The sequence below is a fragment of the Mangrovicoccus algicola genome, assembly GCF_014903745.1.
In the GTDB taxonomy this organism is placed as follows: domain Bacteria; phylum Pseudomonadota; class Alphaproteobacteria; order Rhodobacterales; family Rhodobacteraceae; genus Mangrovicoccus; species Mangrovicoccus algicola.
In genome coordinates, this window is the sequence record NZ_JACVXA010000050.1 from 1 (window position 1) to 18263 (window position 18263).

Sequence of the window (18263 nt, forward strand, 5' to 3'; positions counted from 1 at the left end):
CCCTGCCGGCCGCGCCCGCCCCCTCGGCGGGACTGGAGGAGGCGCGGCGCTGGATGGCCGGGGCCGAGCGCCCGCTGGCCATCGCCGGGCTGGACGTGCTGGCCGAACCGGGCGCGGCGGCGGCGGTCTCGGCCTTCTGCACCCGGCAGGGCGTGCCGCTGATCACCAGCTACAAGGCCAAGGGCGTGCTGGACGAGGCGGATCCCCTGGCGCTTGGCGGGGCCGGGCTCTCGCCGCTGGCCGATGGCCTCCTGATGCCGCTGATCGGACGCGCAGACCTGGTCCTGTGCCTGGGCTATGACCCGGTGGAGATGCGGGCGGGCTGGCGCCACCCCTGGGATCCGGCCGTCACCCGCAGCATCGAGATCGCGCATCTGCGCAACGATCACGGGATGCATGCGGCCGCAATCGAGATCACCGGCGGCATCGCCCCCGCCCTAGCCGCGCTCGAGGCGGATCAGCCGGCCCGTCCGCGCTGGCCGGACGGCGCGCCCGCCGCGACCCGCGCTGCGCTGGCCGCCGCCTTCCCCCGCGACGAGGCCTGGGGCCCCGCCGCCGTGATCGATACCTGCCGCCGGATGATGCCGCCCGAGACGCTGGCGACTGCGGATTCGGGCGCGCACCGCATCCTGCTGTCGCAGATCTGGGCCTGTCCGGCGCCTGCCACGCTGTTCCAGTCCTCGGGCTTCTGCACCATGGGCTGCGCGCTGCCGCTGGCGCTGGGGCTGAAGCTGGCCGCGCCCGAACGTCCGGTGATCGGCTTCATGGGCGATGCGGGCTTCCTGATGGTCGCGGGCGAGCTGGCCACCGCGGCCGAGCGCGGACTGACCCCGGTTCTCGTGGTCTTCGCCGATGCCGAGCTGGCGCTGATCGAGATGAAGCAGCGCAGCCGCGGCCTGCCCCGGCAGGGCGTCGATTTCGCCGCCCCCGACATCGCCGCCATCGCCCGCGGCTTCGGCGGGGCGGGCGAGACCGTCACCAGCCGCGCGGAACTGGAATCCGCGCTCGGCCGGGCCATGACGGCCGAGACATTCACCGTGATTTCCGCAGTCCTTCCGGGAGGAGCCTATGACGGACGCATCTAGGGGGGCGCTGGACGGGATCGTGGTGCTCGATCTCAGCCGGATCCTCGCCGGTCCCACCTGCACGCAACTGCTGGGCGATCTGGGCGCCACGGTCTGGAAGGTCGAGAACCCGGCCACGGGCGGCGATGACACCCGCGCCTGGGGGCCGCCCTTCGTCGCCGATGCCGCGGGCGCGCCAAGCGACCTGAGCGCCTATTACCTCTGCGCCAACCGCAACAAGTCCTCCATCGCGCTGGACCTGGGCAGCGATGAAGGCCGCGAGACCGCAAGACGGCTGGCCGCCCGCGCCGATGTGGTGATCGAGAACTGGAAACCGGGCAGCCTGGCCAAATACGGGCTGGGGCATGAACAGCTCTGCGCGCGCCATCCGGGGCTCGTCTATTGTTCCATCTCGGGCTACGGCCAGACCGGACCGAACCGCGACAAGCCGGGCTACGACCTGATGGCGCAGGGCTATGGCGGGATCATGAGCCTGACCGGCGAACCCGAGAGCCAGCCGATGAAGGTGGGCGTGGGCATCGCCGACGTGATGTGCGGCATGTACGCGACGATCGGCATCCTCGCCGCGCTGCGCCATCGCGACCGCACCGGCGAGGGCCAGCATGTCGATCTGAGCCTCGTCGACAGCCAGATGGCCTGGACCATCAACGAGGGCACCAACTACCTGCTGTCGGGGAAGATCCCCGAACGGCGCGGCAACCAGCATCCGAATATCGTCCCCTACGGCGTCTTCGCCGCCGCCGACGGCCACGTGATCGTCGCGGTCGGCAATGACGGGCAATTCGCGCGGTTCTGCGACGCCTTCGGCCTGTCCGGGCTGGAGACCGATCCGCGCTTTGCCACCAACCCGGCGCGGATCGAGCATCGCGACACGCTGGTGGCGCTGCTGGAGCCGGTGCTGGCCGCGGTCCCGGCGGCGGAGATCGTCGCGAGGCTGGAGGCCCGCAAGGTGCCTGCCGGGCCGATCCACGACATGGCGCAGGTCTTCGCCTCCGATCAGGCGGCGGCGCGCGGCATGGTCGTGGAGATGGAGAGCCGCCACGGCCCGGTGCGGGTGATCGGCAATCCGCTGAAATTCTCGCGCACGCCGGTGCGCTATGCCAAGGCGCCGCCCTCCTGCGGCGAGGACAATGAAACAATCCTGGCCGCTCTGGGGGATCCGCCGCCCTGAGGCCCGCGGATCCGGGGGTTTGCCGCCTGCTGCGGCGGTTCTGGATAACGCGCGCTCACGCTTGCGTTGATCGCGGCCTTTGGCGCACACGCGCCTCGGCCCGGCGCCTATAGTCGGGGGGTCCGTGCCAGAACCCAGGAGCCCCCATGACCCGCGACCTTTTCGGCAGCCCTGTCGATCTTTCCTCCGCCGAGGCCGTTGCCGCCTGGAACGCCATGTGCCGGGCCTTCCTCGCCCATGGCGCGGCCACGCCGGTGCATCTGGGCAAGGTCCTGGAGGCCGCCCCCGATTTCGCGCTGGGGCACGCGGTGCGCGGGCTGTTCTGCATGCTGCTGGGGCGGCGCGAGATGACCGAGGCGGCGGCCGCGGCGCACCGGACGGCCCTGGCCACGGAGCCGCCGGATGCGCGCAGCCGCGCCATGATCTCCGCGCTCGGGGCCATGCTGGCCCGCGACCCGGCGCGGGCCGCCGCCGGGCTGGAGGAGCTGCTGCGGTCCGATCCCGTCGACACGCTGGCGATGAAGCTGGGCCACGGGATCCGGTTCCTGACCGGCGACGCCGCGGGAATGCGCCTTTCGGTGGAGCGGGTCCTGCCCGCCCATGGGGCGGACCATCCCGGCCGCGGCTATGCGCTCGGCTGCCATGCCTTCGCGCTGGAGGAGACCGGGGCCCATGACCTGGCCGAGGCGGCGGGCCGCGCCGCGATCGACCTGGCGGGCGACGATGCCTGGGGCCTGCATGCCATCGCCCATGTCCATGACATGACCGGCCGCAGCGCCGAGGGGATCGCCCTGATCGACCGGCATCGCGCGGTCTGGGAGGGGGCGAACAACTTCCGCTATCATGTCTGGTGGCACAAGGCGCTGCTGCATCTGGACCGGGGCGAGACCGCCACGGCGCTGGAGCTTTACGACCGGCGGATCCGCGCCGAGCGGACGGATGACTATCGCGACATCGCCAATGCGACATCGCTGCTGATGCGGCTGGAACTGGACGGCGTGTCGGCCGGGACGCGCTGGGAGGAGCTGGCCGACCTGGCGGAGGCGCGCAGCGGCGACGGCTGCCTGGTCTTCGCCGACCTGCATTACATGCTGGCGCTGATCGGCGGGGAACGCGGCGCGGCGCAGGACAGGCTGCATGCAGGGCTGGCCCGCCGCGCGCGGCAGGCGGATCCGATGGCCGCGATCTGCGCCGATCCGGGCCTTGCCGCGGCGGAGGGGCTGGCCGCCTTCGGGGCGGGGCAGTACGCGCAGGCCGCGGCATGCCTCGAAAGCGCCCTGCCGCACCTGCCCGAGATCGGCGGCAGCCATGCCCAGCGGGACGTGTTCGAGAGGATCGCGGTCGATGCCGCCCTGCGCGCCGGCCAGGCGGAGCGTGCCGCCTCGGTGCTGGCGCGCCGCCGCGCCCGCCGGGGCGGGTACGGGGACGGATTCGCCCTGTCGCGGCAGGACAGGCTGGAAAGGCTGCGGCAATCTGTCCGATCCGCCGCGATGCGCTAGATCCCCATTATGCCCGTCCCGTCCGGCCCCCCCCTGCCGGAACTCCTAGCCCGAAGTACCTGCCCATGTTGCACGCCCCGCCCGTCGCGGCCCCTCCTGCCGGGAAACCGGATCATGCCCTGCCCGGCGCCGCCCGCGGGGCCCAGCCGGGCGGCGGCCGCGATCTCAGGCTCGATGTGTTCCGCGGCCTGGCGATGTTCATCATCCTGATCGCCCATACGCCCGACAACATCTGGACCCTGTGGATCCCGGCCCGCTTCGGCTGGTCGGACGCGACCGAGATCTTCGTCTTCTGTTCGGGCATGGCCTCGGCCATCGCGTTCGGCCGGGTCTTCGAGCGGCGCGGCCTGGCCATGGGCACCGCCCGGGTCGGGTTCCGGCTGTGGCAGGTCTACTGGGCGCATGTCGGGCTGTTCGTCGCCCTGGCCGCGACGCTGGCCTGGCTGGATAATACCGGCTGGTTCGCGAAGGACTATATCGCCACGCTGAACCTGCACCCGTTCTTCCGCGATCCGCAGATGAACCTGCCCGCCTTCCTGACGCTGCACTACGTGCCCAACTATTTCGACATCCTGCCGATGTACCTTGTGGCGCTGGCGATGATGCCTGCCATCGTGGCGCTGCACCGGGTTCATGGCGCCCTGGCCCTGGCGGCGGTGCTGGCCATGTGGGCGGCGGCCCAGTTCGGGCTTTTCGCCTTCGGGGCCGAACCCTGGTCGGAGCGGCGCTGGTTCTTCAACCCCTTCGGCTGGCAGCTGATCTTCTTCACCGGCTTCGCCTTCATGGCGGGCTGGCTGCCGCGCCCCCCGGTCCGCCCGGCGCTGGTCTGGCTGGCGGCGCTGGTGGTGATCGCGACGGTGATCCCGGCCTATCACTGGGGACGGCTCCTGCCCGACATCCCCGCCGCCGAGATGACCGGATTCCAGCAGGCGCGGCTGTGGCTGCACGAGACGACCGAACCGATGCGCGCGGCCATCGCGCCGCTGATCTTCAAGTCGAATTTCGGGCTGCTGCGCTATGTGCATTTCCTCGCCCTCGCCTACCTGGCCTGGGTGCTGGCGGGGGATCGCGGGCGGCGGCTGCTGCCGCGGGGCGACGGGCGGGCCGCGCGGATATGGGGCGCCGTGCTGGCGGCGATCATGAAGGTCGGGCAGCAGTCGCTGGCGATCTTCATCTTCTCGATGTGGTACGCGCAGGTGCAGGGGGTGTTCCTCGACCAGCTGGGGCGCAGCGGCTGGGCCTATGCGCTGGTCAACGTCACCGGCCTGCTGATGCTGGTCGCCATCGCCTATGGCGCGGGCTGGTTCAAGTCGCAGCCCTGGAAGACCCGCCGCAGCCCGGGCTGATCCCCGCGCGGCGCGCTCAGGCGGTTTCGCCGCCGCCCGGGCGGAACCGTCCCGGCAGGGGCAGCCGCCATCCCGGCGCGACATGCCGCGCGGTTTCATGCAGCCGCTCGCCGCTGCCCTGCCCGACGGCACGGCGGTGGCGCATCAGGAACAGCCGCCCCCAGCCGCGCCAGGCGCCGATGCTGGGGGCCGCCGGGTCGCAGGGGAACCGGTCGCGCCAATCCGGGGGCAGCGCGATGCCGCGCGCCTCCAGCTTCTCCAGCATCCAGACCAGGGGAATGTTCGACAGCGGCCGCGCCGCGTCCCGCCCCGAGAGCTGCCCGCCGATATCGCCATGGGTGCCGCGGAACCAGACCTGTTCGACGCGGCCCTGCCAGCCCTCGGGTTCCGACCACAGGAGCGGGGCGAAGGCGTCGCGTGTCTCGTTCAGCGCCAGCGCCTGATAGCCATGGGCGACATTGTGGCTGAGCTGGGGCGAGTGGAAGGCATGGCGCGGTTCGGTCAGGCGCCATAGCAGAGGCAGGCGCAGCCCCAGCGCCTTGACCGTGTCGAAGACGCCGACCATCTCCACCGGCGTGGCGGCATGGCAGAACCGCCGGGCGAAGCGCCGGGCCGCGACGCTTTGGGACTCCTCGCGGTAGTGGCGGTAGAGATCGCGGATGTTGCGCTCGGTCGCCGCGCGTGCCTTCAGCAGGCCCAGCCGGTCGATCACCCCCGCCAGCGACCGCACCGCGAAGGCCCCGCGCGAATAGCCCAGCAGGAAGATCCGGTCCCCGGGCCGGTAGCGCGAGGCCAGCCAGCCATAGGCACGCTGGATCTGGCGGTTGATCCCGACCCCGGCAATGACCTGCCAGGTCTCGCGCCACGATCCCCACTGGATGCCGGCCTCGTAATAGAGCCTGGGCCGCTCTTTCCAGGGCAGGTCCGACAGCAGCGTGTAGATCTGCCCGGCATTGGTGACCCGGTCGGGATGCAGCGTGGACAGAGTGCCGTCGAGGATGACCACCAGATCCTGCGCCCCGCGCCCGCCGCGTCCCGGCAGCGAGGCCGCGGCGCGCCGCCTCTGCCGCAGGACCCGCGACAGCGACGGGTGGCAGAACCGCAGGGGAAGATCGCGACAGGACACCATGCGGATACCATGCCCCGGATCCGGCTTAACCCGGGTTAACAACCGCGTGTCCATCTTCGGAACAGGTTTCGCGCAGGTAAAGGACGGCCCTCGCGGATCCCGCCCTTCCCCTCGCGCCTGCCCTCCGCTAAACCGCCCCTCGACTGCTGAGGACCGATCTGATGACGATGGACAAGAAATTCGACGCCGCCGAGGCCGAGGCCCGCCTCTACGAGGCCTGGGAAGCGGCCGGAAGCTTCCGCGCCGGGGCGAATGCCAAGCCCGGCGCCGAGACCTTCTGCATCATGATCCCGCCGCCCAACGTGACGGGCAGCCTGCATATGGGCCATGCCTTCAACAACACGCTGCAGGACATCCTCGTGCGCTGGCACCGGATGCAGGGCCATGACACGCTGTGGCAGCCGGGCACCGACCATGCGGGCATCGCCACGCAGATGGTCACCGAACGCGAGATGGCCGCCAATGGCGAGCCCACCCGCACGGAGATGGGCCGCGACGCCTTCCTCGACCGGGTCTGGCAGCAGAAGGTGAAATCCCGCGGCACGATCATCGGTCAGCTGAAGCGCCTGGGCGCCTCCTGCGACTGGTCGCGCGAGGCCTTCACCATGGGCGGCGCCGAGGGCGACCCCGAGGCCGGCAAGGGCGCGCCGAATTTCCACGACGCGGTGATCCGCGTCTTCGTCGACCTGCATGAAAAGGGCTGCATCTACCGCGGCAAGCGGCTGGTGAACTGGGACCCCCATTTCGAGACCGCGATCTCCGACCTCGAGGTGGAGAATGTCGAGGTCCAGGGCCATATGTGGCACTTCAGGTACCCGCTGGCCGATGGCGTCACCTACGAATACGTGGAGAAGGACGAGGACGGCAACGTCACCTTCCGCGAGATGCGCGACTACATCTCCATCGCCACGACCCGCCCCGAGACCATGCTGGGCGACGGCGCCGTGGCCGTTCACCCCTCGGATGAGCGCTATGCGCCGATCGTCGGCAAGATGTGCGAGATCCCGGTGGGCCCGAAGGAACATCGCCGCCTGATCCCGATCATCACCGACGAATACCCCGATCCCGCCTTCGGGTCGGGCGCGGTGAAGATCACCGGCGCGCATGACTTCAACGACTACCAGGTGGCGCGGCGCAACGGCATCCCGCTTTACCGGCTGATGGACACCAAGGGCCGGATGCGCGCCGACGGGGCGCCCTATGCGGATGCCGCGGCCGCCGCCCGGGCGATCACCGGCGGCAAGGAGGCTTCGGAATCCGAGGTCGACGCGCTGAACCTGGTGCCCGACGCGCTGCGCGGTCTCGACCGGATGGAGGCGCGCAAGGCCGTGGTCGAGCAGATCACCGCCGAGGGCCTGGCGGTGATGACCGTCAAGACCGACCCGCGCCTGGGCAAGGCCGCGAAGAAGAAGCCCCTGGCCCCCGAGGAGGGCGGCGAGGATCGTTCCGAGGAAGACCAGCTGGTGCCGCTGGTCGAATCCAAGCTGATCACCCAGCCCTTCGGCGACCGCTCGAAGGTCGTGATCGAGCCGATGCTGACCGACCAGTGGTTCGTCGATGCCGCCAAGATCGTCGGCCCCGCGCTGGAGGCCGTCCGCAACGGCACGACGAAGATCCTGCCCGAGCGCGACGAGAAGGTCTATTTCCACTGGCTGGAGAATATCGAGCCCTGGTGCATCTCGCGCCAGCTGTGGTGGGGCCATCAGATCCCGGTCTGGTACGGCCCGCGGATCGAGACCGTGGACGGGGTCGAGACGCTGAATTTCGACCCCGGCACGCTGGTGCGCTTCGTGGCGAAGGACGATGCCGAGGCCCGCGCCAAGGCCGCGGAATTCTACGGCGAGAGCCTCGACAAGCTGCAGGTGCTGAAAAGCTTCACCCGCGACGGCGATGCCGCGGCCGATCCGCTGCGCGCCGCCGTCAGCGCGATCGAGCGCGGCGAATTCGACCCCGAGGGGCGCATCCCCCTGGTGCGCGATCCCGACGTGCTGGACACCTGGTTCTCCTCCGGCCTCTGGCCGATCGGCACGCTGGGCTGGCCCGAGGAAACGCCGGAACTGGCGAAATACTTCCCCACCAACGTGCTGGTCACCGGCTTCGACATCATCTTCTTCTGGGTCGCCCGGATGATGATGATGCAATATGCCGTGGTGGGCGACCGGCCCTTCGACACCGTCTATGTCCATGCGCTCGTGCGCGACGAGAAGGGCAAGAAGATGTCGAAATCGCTCGGCAACGTGCTCGACCCGCTGGACCTGATCGACGAATACGGCGCCGATGCGGTGCGCTTCACCCTCTCGGCCATGGCCGCGATGGGCCGCGACCTGAAACTCTCGACCCAGCGCATCGCGGGCTACCGCAATTTCGGCACCAAGCTGTGGAACGCCACCCGCTTCGCCGAGATGAACGAGGTCTATGCCCATTACGATCCGGCCCTGGGCCACGGCGCGCCGCAGGCGACCGCCAATGCCTGGATCCTGGGCGAGACCGCGCGGGTCCGCGAGGAGGTCGATGCCGCGCTGGGGGGGTTCCGCTTCAACGACGCGGCCAATGCGCTCTATGCCTTCGTCTGGGGCAAGGTCTGCGACTGGTACGTGGAATTCGCCAAGCCGCTCTTCGACAGCGGCGACGCGGCGGTGATCGCCGAGACGCGCCAGACCATGGGCTGGGTGCTCGACCAGTCGATGATCCTGCTGCATCCGTTCATGCCCTTCATCACCGAGGAGCTCTGGGGCAAGACCGCGGCGCGCGACGGGATGCTGGTCCATGCCGGCTGGCCCGGTTACACCGCCGCCGCCCTCGCCTCGGCCGAGGCCGACCGGGAAATGGGCTGGGTCATCGGGCTGATCGAGGAAATCCGCTCGGTCCGCGCGCAGATGCATGTGCCGGTCGGGCTGAAGATGCCGCTGCTGCTCATCGACCTGGATGCGGCGGGCCGCGCCGCCTGGGACCGCAACGAGGCGCTGATCCGTCGCCTCGGCCGGATCGAGAGCCTTTCCGAAGTGGCGGAACTGCCCAAGGGCGCCGTCACCCTGCCGGTGGAGGGCGGGGTCTTCGGCCTGCCGCTGGCGGGCTATATCGACATCGCCGAGGAACAGGCGCGGCTGGCCAAGTCGCTGGCCAAGCTGGAGAAGGAGGAGAAGGGCATCGCCGGCCGGCTGAAGAACCCCGCCTTCGTCGCCTCCGCCCCGCCCGAGGTCGTGGAGGAAAGCCGCGAGCGCGCCGCGCAGATCGCCGAGGAGGCGGGCAAGCTGCGCGCCGCGCTGGACCGCCTGGCCGCGCTCGCCTGACCTGCCCGGCCGCCTGCGGCCGGATGACGTCCGGGCGGCCTCCTCGGGGAGGCCGCCCCATCCCTTCCCGGCCATGGGCCGCGCTTCCGCCCCGCCCTGCGCGCCGATCCGCGCATCGCGCGGGCGGCCAGCCCCCGACGCCCTGCCCGCCCACCATCGCGCCCTCTGCCCCGGGCTGCCGCCCTCCCGGCGATCCGGCAGACCGCCCGTCCCGCGGCACGCCCGCCTCTGCCGCCATCCGGATCCCTGCGGGACCGGCTGCCACGGGCGCCCCCCGGGCCCGCAGGGACCGCGCCCGGCCCGGCCCCGCGCCTCCCGCAGGGGGGCGCGGGGCCGGGCAACCCTCTTGCGCAGACCCCGCCGAGGCAGTAGCCGCAGCCCATGCCCCGCTATGCCCTCAAGATCGAATATCACGGCGCCCCCTTCTCGGGCTGGCAGCGCCAGAACGACCACCCCTCGGTCCAGGAGGCCGTCGAGGCGGCGCTGCGCCGTCTCGACCCCTCCGTCACCGCCATCGCGGCCGCCGGGCGCACCGATGCGGGCGTGCATGCCACCGGCCAGGTGGCGCATTGCGACCTGGCGCGCGACTGGGATCCCTTCCGCCTGTCCGAGGCGCTGAACTACCATCTCAAACCCGCCCCGGTCGCCATCGTCGAGGCCGCCCGCACCGCCGATGACTGGCATGCCCGCTTCTCCGCCCGCGAGAGGCGCTATCTCTTCCGCCTGCTCTCGCGCCGGGCGCCCCCCACGCATGAGGCGGGGCTGGTCTGGCACGTGCGCCAGGCGCTGGATCTCGCGCCGATGCAGGAGGCCGCGCGCCACCTGCTGGGGCGCCACGACTTCACCACCTTCCGCAGCTCGATCTGCCAGGCGGAAAGCCCCGTCAAGACGCTGGACCGGCTCGATGTCAGCGCCCGCGAGACCCCCCACGGCACCGAGTTCCGCTTCGACGTGCGCGCCCGCTCCTTCCTGCACAACCAGGTGCGCAGCTTCGTCGGCACGCTGGAACGCGTGGGCGCCGGCGGCTGGGACCCGGACCGCGTGGCGCAGGCCCTTGCCGCCAGGGACCGCGCCGCCTGCGGGCCGGTCTCGCCGCCGACCGGGCTCTACCTGGTCCATGTCGGCTATCCCGACGACCCCTTCGCCGCAGCAGCAGCCGCCGGCGCCGGCGCCGGGCCAGAGTGACGCATTCCCGCGGCGGGGGTTTGCATTTCCCGCCGCTTGCACGGTTAGCTGGGCGGCACGACCCCCGCGCCATCCCGAAAGGACAGCCCCATGGCCCCGCGCCTGAAGATCGCCATCGTTGAACAGGACGAGGACCGCGCCCGGCTGATCGTGGACGGGCTCAGCGCGGCGGGCGATTACGACATCACGGTGCTGGGCGACGCCACGTCGCTGACCCGCCGCCTGGCCGCGATCGACCCCGATGTCGTGCTGATCGACATCGCCGATCCCAGCCGCGACGCGCTGGAGATGCTGTCGCTGGCCTCCGGCGCGCGCGAACGCCCCGTCGCGATGTTCGTCGACCGCTCCGATGACGAGACCACCCGCGCCGCGATCGAGGCGGGGCTCTCGGCCTATGTCGTCGACGGGCTGGCCCCCGCGCGGATCAAGCCGGTGATGGATGCCGCCATCGCGCGGTTCAACATGGTCAGCCAGATGAAGAGCGAACTGGATGCGGTGAAATCCGCGCTGGCCGAACGCAAGATCGTCGACCGCGCCAAGGGCCTGCTGATGCAGGCGCGGGGCATTTCCGAGGACGAGGCCTACACGCTGCTGCGCAGGACCGCGATGGGCCAGGGCCGAAAGCTCGCGGATGTCGCCCAGGCCCTCGTCACCGCCGCGGAGCTGCTGAAATGAGCCTGGAACCCGTCAGATGCGGCTTCATCCCGCTGGTCGATTGCGCGCCGCTGGCCGTGGCGCGCGACCTGGGATTCGCCGCCGAGGAGGGGATCGCGCTGATCCTGGAGAAACAGCCCAGCTGGTCGGCGCTGCGCGACGCGCTGGTCTTCGGGCTGACCGATTGCGCGCATATGCTCTCGCCCGTGCCGGTGGCGATGTCCCTGGGGCTGGGCGGGCTGCCGACGCGCATCGACGCGCTGATGGTGCTGTCGGTGAATGGCAACGTGATCGGGGTGCGCCCGGAAATCGCCGCGGCGATGCGGGCGGATGGCTGGAGCGGGCGGTTCGACGATCCGCGCGGCACCGGAGAGCACCTGATCCGCGCCACCGGCGGCGCGCTGCGGCTGGCCGTGCCCTTCCCGTTCTCGATGCACGCGGAACTGGTCTATCACTGGCTGGGCGCGCTCGGCGTCTCGGCGCCCGGCGGGCTGGACATGCGCACGGTGCCGCCGCCCCTGATGCCCCGGGCCCTGGCGCGGGGCGAGATCGACGCCTTCTGCGTGGGCGAGCCCTGGGGCAGCTACGCGGTGGAACAGGGCTCGGGCGAGCTGATCCTGCCCGGCGCCGCGATCTGGGCCTTCGCCCCGGAAAAGGTGCTGGCCGCGCGTCATGACTGGGTGGAGACCAATCCCGACACGGCGGGGCGGCTGATGCGGGCCCTGGCGCGGGCCTCGCGCTGGCTGTCCGATCGCGGAAACCGCGCCATGGCGGGCGATCTGCTGTCGCGGCCCGAATACCTAGACGTTCCGCCGATGATCATCGACCGCGCCCTGGCCGGGCGGATCATCACCGCGCGGCGCGGCCTGGAGGCGGAGGCGCCGAATTTCCTGCATTTCCATGCCAAGGCCGCCACCTTCCCCTGGCGCAGCCAGGCCGCCTGGATCGCCTCCAACATCGCGCGGCGCACGGGGCTGGACCGCGGCGAGGCCATCGCCACCGGCAAGCGCGCCTTCCGCTCCGATCTCTACCGGCGCAACCTCGCGCCGCTGGGCATCGACATGCCCGGCGCCTCCGAGAAGCTGGAGGGATCGCTGCGCCGGGCCGAGGCCGTCGCCTCCTCGCGCGGGCACATGATCCTGGGTCCGGACAGCTTCTTCGACGAAACGGTCTTCGATCCCGACACCCCCTGAGCCGCGGTGATTCCGCGCCGCGGCGTTCGCAAACTGCCCGTTGCATCGGCAGAAGGTCCCGGGCAGCACAGTTTTTGCACCCCGCCGCCCGCCGATGCCCGCCGCGCAAGAAAAATGCGCGGAGAAGACCGGATTGTTCTTCCGCCACGGGCGCGGCAGGGGTAATCAATGATTAACGGCTGGCAATGGCGCCCGGCCCCAGCCCGATGATGCGGGCCACCCGAGCAGAGCCGCTCGATCCCACGAACACATCAATAGTGAACGTACGGATCAGCGGTTTTCCATGCTTGCCGGTGGCTGTCCCCGGCAGGTCCCTCCCCCTACGACCGAACGAGGACACGATGATCAAACGGACTCTCCTTGGCGCGCTCCTGTCCGGCACCTGCGCCTCTGCCGCCCTGGCCCAGCTGGCGCTGGAAAAGGACGAACTGACCTTCGGCTTCATCAAGCTCACCGACATGGCGCCGCTCGCCGTGGCCTATGAGAACGGCTATTTCCTCGACGAGGGGCTGTTCGTCACGCTGGAGGCCCAGGCCAACTGGAAAGTCCTCCTGGACGGCGTGATCTCGGGGACGCTGGACGGGGCGCACATGCTGGCGGGCCAGCCCCTGGCCGCAACGATCGGCTATGGCACCCAGGCCCATATCGTCACGCCCTTCTCCATGGATCTCAACGGCAACGGCATCACCGTATCCAATGCCGTCTGGGAGCAGATGAAGCCCAACATCCCCGCCGATGCCGATGGCCGGCCCCAGCACCCGATCTCGGCCGAGGCCCTGAAGCCGGTGGTCGAGTCGTTCCGCGCCGAGGGCAAGCCCTTCAACATGGGCATGGTCTTCCCGGTCTCGACCCATAATTACGAATTGCGCTACTGGCTGGCGGCGGGCGGGCTGAACCCCGGCTATTACTCCCCCGAGAACATCACCGGCCAGATCGGCGCGGATGTCCTTCTGTCGGTGACGCCGCCGCCGCAGATGCCTGCCACGCTGGAGGCCGGGACGATCCACGGCTATTGCGTGGGCGAGCCCTGGAACCAGCAGGCGGTGTTCAAGGGCATCGGCGTGCCGGTCATCACCGATTACGAGCTGTGGAAGAACAATCCCGAGAAGGTCTTCGGCATCACTGCCGAATTCGCCGAGACCAATCCCAACACCACCATCGCCGTCACCAAGGCGCTGATCCGCGCCGCGATGTGGCTGGACGAGAACGACAATGCCAACCGCATGGATGCCGTCGAGATGCTGTCGCGCTCCGAATATGTGGGCGCCGATGCCGAGGTGATCGCCAATTCGATGACCGGCACCTTCGAATACGAAAAGGGCGACATCCGCGACGTGCCCGATTTCAACGTCTTCTTCCGCCACAACGCGACCTATCCCTATTATTCGGACGCGGTCTGGTACCTGACCCAGATGCGGCGCTGGGGCCAGATCGCCGAGGCCAGGCCCGACAGCTGGTATGACGAGGTCGCCCGCTCGGTCTACAAGCCCGAGATCTACATGCAGGCGGCACAGGCGCTGATCGAAGACGGCTATGCCACCGCCGACATGTTCCCGCCCGCGGACGAGGACGGCTACAAGGACCCGACCCCGGCGGCCGACATCATCGACGGCATCCCCTATGACGGCACGCAGCCCAATGCCTATCTCGACAGCCTGCCGATCGGGCTGAAGGGCGAGCAGGCCGTCATCGGCACCGAGGTCAAGGGCTGAGCCCCGCCGGGGCGGCATCTCCGCCCCGGCCGCTCCGCAGATTGCCCGCTCCGGTTGCATCTGCGCCCGAAAATCAAGCTGACGCAGCGGAAATCTCCGTGCGGGCCGGACCGGACCCGAAACCCCAGCGCCCGCCTGCCGACAGGGCTGTATCCTGATCCGGCGGGCCACCGACCTTCGCCCGCGCCGATCCGATCCCGGCCCCCGCCGACATCGCGCGCATCGCCTCCCTAAGGCTCATTCCAGACCCAGGACGAGACAATGGCCACCATCGACCCGGAATTCCACAGCACCGACGCGGCCCGAGAGGCCCGGCGGGCGAAGCTCTTCACCCGCATCAACAAGGCAGACAGCTGGTTCCGCGTGCTGGGCCTCGCCTGGATCACGCCGCTTCTGAAGGCGGCTGTCGGCGACAACCCCCGCGCCCAGATGAAGGATGTCTGGAAACTGCTGGGCGTGCCGGTCGTGTCGATCCTGTGCTTCCTGATGATCTGGGCCTGGCTGGCGCCGCAGGTGCAGACCTCGCTGGGCGCGGTGCCCGGACCGGCGGCCGTCTGGGAAGAGGCGGTGAACCTGCACGAGGATGCCGTCGCCAAGGGCGAGAAGCGCGAGAGGTTCGAGGCCCAGGTGGCGGCGCGCAACGAGAGGCTGATCGCCCAGGGCCGCGCCGACGAGGTCAAGACGATCGGCTATACCGGCGCGCCCTCCTATTACCAGCAGATCTGGACCTCGATCAAAACCGTGTTCTTCGGCTTCGTGCTGGCGACGGTGGTCGCGGTGCCGCTGGGCATCGTCGCGGGGCTGAGCCAGACCGCCAATGCCGCGATCAACCCGCTGGTGCAGATCTTCAAGCCGGTCTCGCCGCTGGCCTGGCTGCCGATCGTCACGATGATCGTCTCGGCCACCTACACGGTCGAGGACGGGCTGTTCACCAAGGCGTTCCTGACCTCGGCGATCACCGTGACGCTGTGTTCGCTGTGGCCCACGCTGATCAACACCTCGCTGGGCGTGGCCTCGATCGACAAGGACCTGGTCAATGTCTCCAAGGTGCTGAAGATGAACACCTGGACCAAGGTGACGCGGCTGGTGCTGCCCTCGGCGCTGCCGCTGATCTTCACCGGGCTGCGCCTGTCGCTGGGCGTGGGCTGGATGGTGCTGATCGCCGCGGAGATGCTGGCGCAGAACCCCGGCCTGGGCAAGTTCGTCTGGGACGAGTTCCAGAACGGCTCCTCCTCCTCGCTGGCCAAGATCATGGTCGCGGTCTTCACCATCGGCATCATCGGCTTCTTCCTCGACCGGCTGATGTTCGCGCTGCAATCCATGTTCACCTTCTCGGACAAGCGGTGATCCCCATGGCCATTCTCGAATTCAACACCGTCTCCAAGGGCTTCGGCGAAGGCACCCAGCACAAGCAGGTGCTGCGCGACATCGACCTGAAGGTCGCCGAAGGCGAATTCCTGGTGCTGCTGGGCTTCTCGGGCACGGGCAAGACCACGCTGATCAACCTGATGGCGGGGCTGGAAACCCCGTCCGCGGGCAGCGTCACCTTCAAGGGCAGACCGATCGAGGGCCCCGGCCCCGAACGCGGCGTGATCTTCCAGAATTACTCGCTGATGCCCTGGCTGACCGTGGCGCAGAATGTCGAGCTGGCGCTCAGCTCGGTCTTTCCGAAGATGCCGAAGGCCGAGCGCCGCGAGACGGTCGCGAAATACGTGAAGATGGTCGGCCTCAGCCACGCCGCCGCCCGCCGCCCGGCGGAACTGTCGGGGGGCATGCGCCAGCGGGTGAACGTCGCCCGGGCGCTGGCGATGAATCCCGAGGTGCTTCTGCTGGACGAGCCGCTTTCGGCGCTCGACGCGCTGACCCGCGCCAACCTGGCCGACGAGATCGAGGGGATCTGGCAGGAAGACCGCAAGACCTGCGTGCTGATCACCAATGACGTGGACGAGGCGATCATCCTGGCCGACCGGATCATCGCGCTGAATCCCGACGGGACGCTGGGCCGGGAATTCCGCGTGAGCCTGCCGCGCCCGCGCGAGCGGACCGCCATGAACCATGACGAGACGTTCAAGCGGCTGCGCGCCGAGGTGACCAACTACCTGATGGATGTGGGCATCGCCGCCAAGGCCGAGGGCAAGACCATCCTGCCCGACATCCAGCCGGTCCATTTCCTGCCCAAGGCCCAGGCCGATATCCAGCAGGGGCTGCGCGAGGACCGCTACCTGGAATTCTCGGCGCTCCACAAGATCTACCCGACGCCCAAGGGCCCGCTGACCGTGGTGGAGGATTTCAACCTCAATCTCGACAAGGGCGAGTTCATCTCGCTGATCGGCCATTCCGGCTGCGGCAAGTCCACCGTCCTGACCATGACCGCGGGGCTCAACTCGATCTCCAGGGGCGCGATCAAGCTGGACGGCAAGGCGGTGATGGATGCCGATCCCGAACGCGCCGTGGTGTTCCAGTCGCCCTCGCTGTTTCCCTGGCTGAGCGCGCGGGAGAACTGCGCCATCGGCGTCGACAAGGTCTATCCCCGCGCCTCGCGCCAGGAAAGGCAGGACGTGGTCGATCACTACCTAGAACGGGTGGGCCTGGCCGATGCGATGGACCGGCCCGCCAGCGAGATGTCCAACGGCATGCGCCAGAGGGTCGGCATCGCGCGGGCCTTCGCATTGTCGCCGAAGCTGCTGCTGCTCGACGAACCCTTCGGCATGCTCGACAGCCTCACGCGCTGGGAATTGCAGGAAGTGCTGATGGAGGTCTGGTCGCGCACCAAGGTGACGGCCGTCTGCGTCACCCATGATGTCGACGAGGCGATCCTGCTGGCCGACCGGGTGGTCATGATGACCAACGGGCCGCAGGCGACGATCGGCAAGGTCATGAAGGTCGACCTGCCCCGCCCGCGCACGCGCAAGGCACTGCTGGAACACCCCGACTACTACCTCTACCGCGAGCAGCTTCTGAGCTTCCTCGAGGAATACGAACACGGCCGCGACCCGCGCAAGGCCGCCGCCGCCCCCGCCCCGACCCAAGCCAGATCCAGCGAGGCCGCCTGATGTCCGAGGTCATGACAACCACAGCGGAGACCTTCATCCAGGTCTCGGAGATATGGGTGCCCGAAGGCGGCATGCTGGTGCATAAATCCGGCAGCTATGGCGGGCTGGCGGAGTTCGAGGCCGCCTCGCGCAGCGAAAGCTTCGGCAAGGGCGAAGGCCTGCCGGGCAAGGCCTGGGCCGAAGGCCGGCCGGTGGTGCTGAAGGAATTCGACGGTTCCTATTTCAAGCGGACCGAGGCCGCGAAGGAGGCCGGGCTGACCGCCGCCGTCGCCATCCCGGTCTTTGCCGGGGATGTGCTGAAGGCCGTGCTGGTCATCCTCTGCGGCGATGACGCGATCCGCACCGGCGCGATCGAGCTGTGGTCGCAGGAGAATGACCTGCTGATGCTGCAGGACGGCTATTACGGCGCCGCGCGGCATTTCGAATGGGTGTCCCAGCATACGCATTTCCCGAAGGGCCAGGGGCTGCCCGGCGGGGTCTGGGCGGCGAAGGCGCCGATCCTGATGCGCGACCTGGGCACCGGCTATGCCTTCATCCGCGCCGAAAGCGCCGGGCGGGCGGGGCTGACCACCGGCCTGGGACTGCCGGTTCCGGGACCCGACGGGGTGACGCGGGTGCTGACGCTGCTCTCGGCGCGCGGCACGCCCATCGCCCGGCGCTTCGAGATCTGGACGGTGTCCCCCGCGCGAAACGCCGCCGGGCCTGACGGGACGCTGATCGACGGGATCTGCGAGCGCGAGGGCCCCCTGGCGCCGAAGCACAACCCGCCGGTGGATGCGCTGCGCACCGGTGCCTGGCACGGCCCCGTGGGCCAGGTGCTGGGCACGGGCATGCCGCATGTGCAGGCGGGCCCGGCCGGGCTGCCTGCGGGCTACCGGCTGTTCGTGGCCCTGCCGGTCTATCGCGGCGCCGAGCTGGCCTTCATCGTCGCCTGGTACCTGTGAGC

The 18263-nt window shown here is 69.7% G+C and carries 13 protein-coding genes; 12 read left to right on the forward strand and 1 reads right to left on the reverse strand.

The genetic code is table 11. The features are described from left to right. The 4 genes from ICN82_RS15180 to ICN82_RS15195 all read left to right on the forward strand — a co-directional run. Positions 1-1085 (forward strand): thiamine pyrophosphate-binding protein (locus ICN82_RS15180; protein WP_193184316.1); only part of this gene is annotated, 1085 nt, incomplete at its 5' end. Continuing rightward, positions 1069-2256 (forward strand): CaiB/BaiF CoA transferase family protein, encoded by a 1188-nt coding sequence (locus tag ICN82_RS15185; RefSeq protein WP_193184317.1) that lies wholly within the window; start codon positions 1069-1071, stop codon positions 2254-2256. The genes ICN82_RS15180 and ICN82_RS15185, both read left to right, overlap by 17 nt. 146 nt (positions 2257-2402) lie before the next feature. Beyond that, complete coding sequence (locus ICN82_RS15190; RefSeq protein WP_193184318.1) at positions 2403-3755, forward strand: tetratricopeptide repeat protein; 1353 nt, start codon at positions 2403-2405, stop codon at positions 3753-3755. 65 nt (positions 3756-3820) lie between these two features. Beyond that, positions 3821-5101, forward strand: a complete 1281-nt coding sequence (locus ICN82_RS15195) for an OpgC family protein (protein WP_193184319.1) — start codon at positions 3821-3823, stop codon at positions 5099-5101. Positions 5102-5117: 16 nt separating this feature from the next. Here the strand turns inward: ICN82_RS15195 and ICN82_RS15200 are convergent, their stop codons facing one another. Continuing rightward, complete coding sequence (locus ICN82_RS15200) at positions 5118-6230, reverse strand: DUF2235 domain-containing protein (RefSeq protein ID WP_193184320.1); 1113 nt, start codon at positions 6228-6230, stop codon at positions 5118-5120. 161 nt (positions 6231-6391) lie between these two features. Here ICN82_RS15200 and ICN82_RS15205 point away from each other — a divergent pair, with 161 nt between their 5' ends. From ICN82_RS15205 to ICN82_RS15240, 8 genes are all read left to right on the forward strand, one after another. Then, entirely contained in the window at positions 6392-9520 is a 3129-nt protein-coding gene (locus tag ICN82_RS15205; protein WP_193184321.1) for a valine--tRNA ligase, read from the forward strand. A 381-nt stretch (positions 9521-9901) separates the two neighbouring features. Next, positions 9902-10705, forward strand: a complete 804-nt coding sequence (gene truA / locus ICN82_RS15210; RefSeq protein ID WP_193184322.1) for a tRNA pseudouridine(38-40) synthase TruA — start codon at positions 9902-9904, stop codon at positions 10703-10705. 90 nt (positions 10706-10795) lie between these two features. After that, entirely contained in the window at positions 10796-11380 is a 585-nt protein-coding gene (locus ICN82_RS15215) for an ANTAR domain-containing response regulator (RefSeq protein WP_193184324.1), read from the forward strand. Then, the gene (locus ICN82_RS15220) at positions 11377-12552 is read left to right on the forward strand and encodes a CmpA/NrtA family ABC transporter substrate-binding protein (RefSeq protein WP_193184327.1); all 1176 of its coding nucleotides are present in this window, start codon (positions 11377-11379) and stop codon (positions 12550-12552) included. Before ICN82_RS15215 ends, ICN82_RS15220 begins: the two co-directional genes overlap by 4 nt. A 341-nt stretch (positions 12553-12893) precedes the next feature. Beyond that, on the forward strand, positions 12894-14264 hold the full coding sequence (locus tag ICN82_RS15225; RefSeq protein WP_193184329.1) for a CmpA/NrtA family ABC transporter substrate-binding protein: 1371 nt from the start codon (positions 12894-12896) through the stop codon (positions 14262-14264). A 261-nt stretch (positions 14265-14525) separates the two neighbouring features. Then, positions 14526-15611 carry an ABC transporter permease gene (locus ICN82_RS15230; RefSeq protein ID WP_193184331.1) on the forward strand — a complete coding sequence of 362 codons (1086 nt, stop codon included), beginning with the start codon at positions 14526-14528 and terminating at the stop codon, positions 15609-15611. Positions 15612-15616: 5 nt separating this feature from the next. Beyond that, positions 15617-17317 carry an ABC transporter ATP-binding protein gene (locus ICN82_RS15235; RefSeq protein WP_193184333.1) on the forward strand — a complete coding sequence of 567 codons (1701 nt, stop codon included), beginning with the start codon at positions 15617-15619 and terminating at the stop codon, positions 17315-17317. A gap of 11 nt (positions 17318-17328) precedes the next feature. After that, complete coding sequence (locus ICN82_RS15240; protein WP_226898518.1) at positions 17329-18261, forward strand: GAF domain-containing protein; 933 nt, start codon at positions 17329-17331, stop codon at positions 18259-18261. Positions 18262-18263 lie beyond the last annotated feature (2 nt).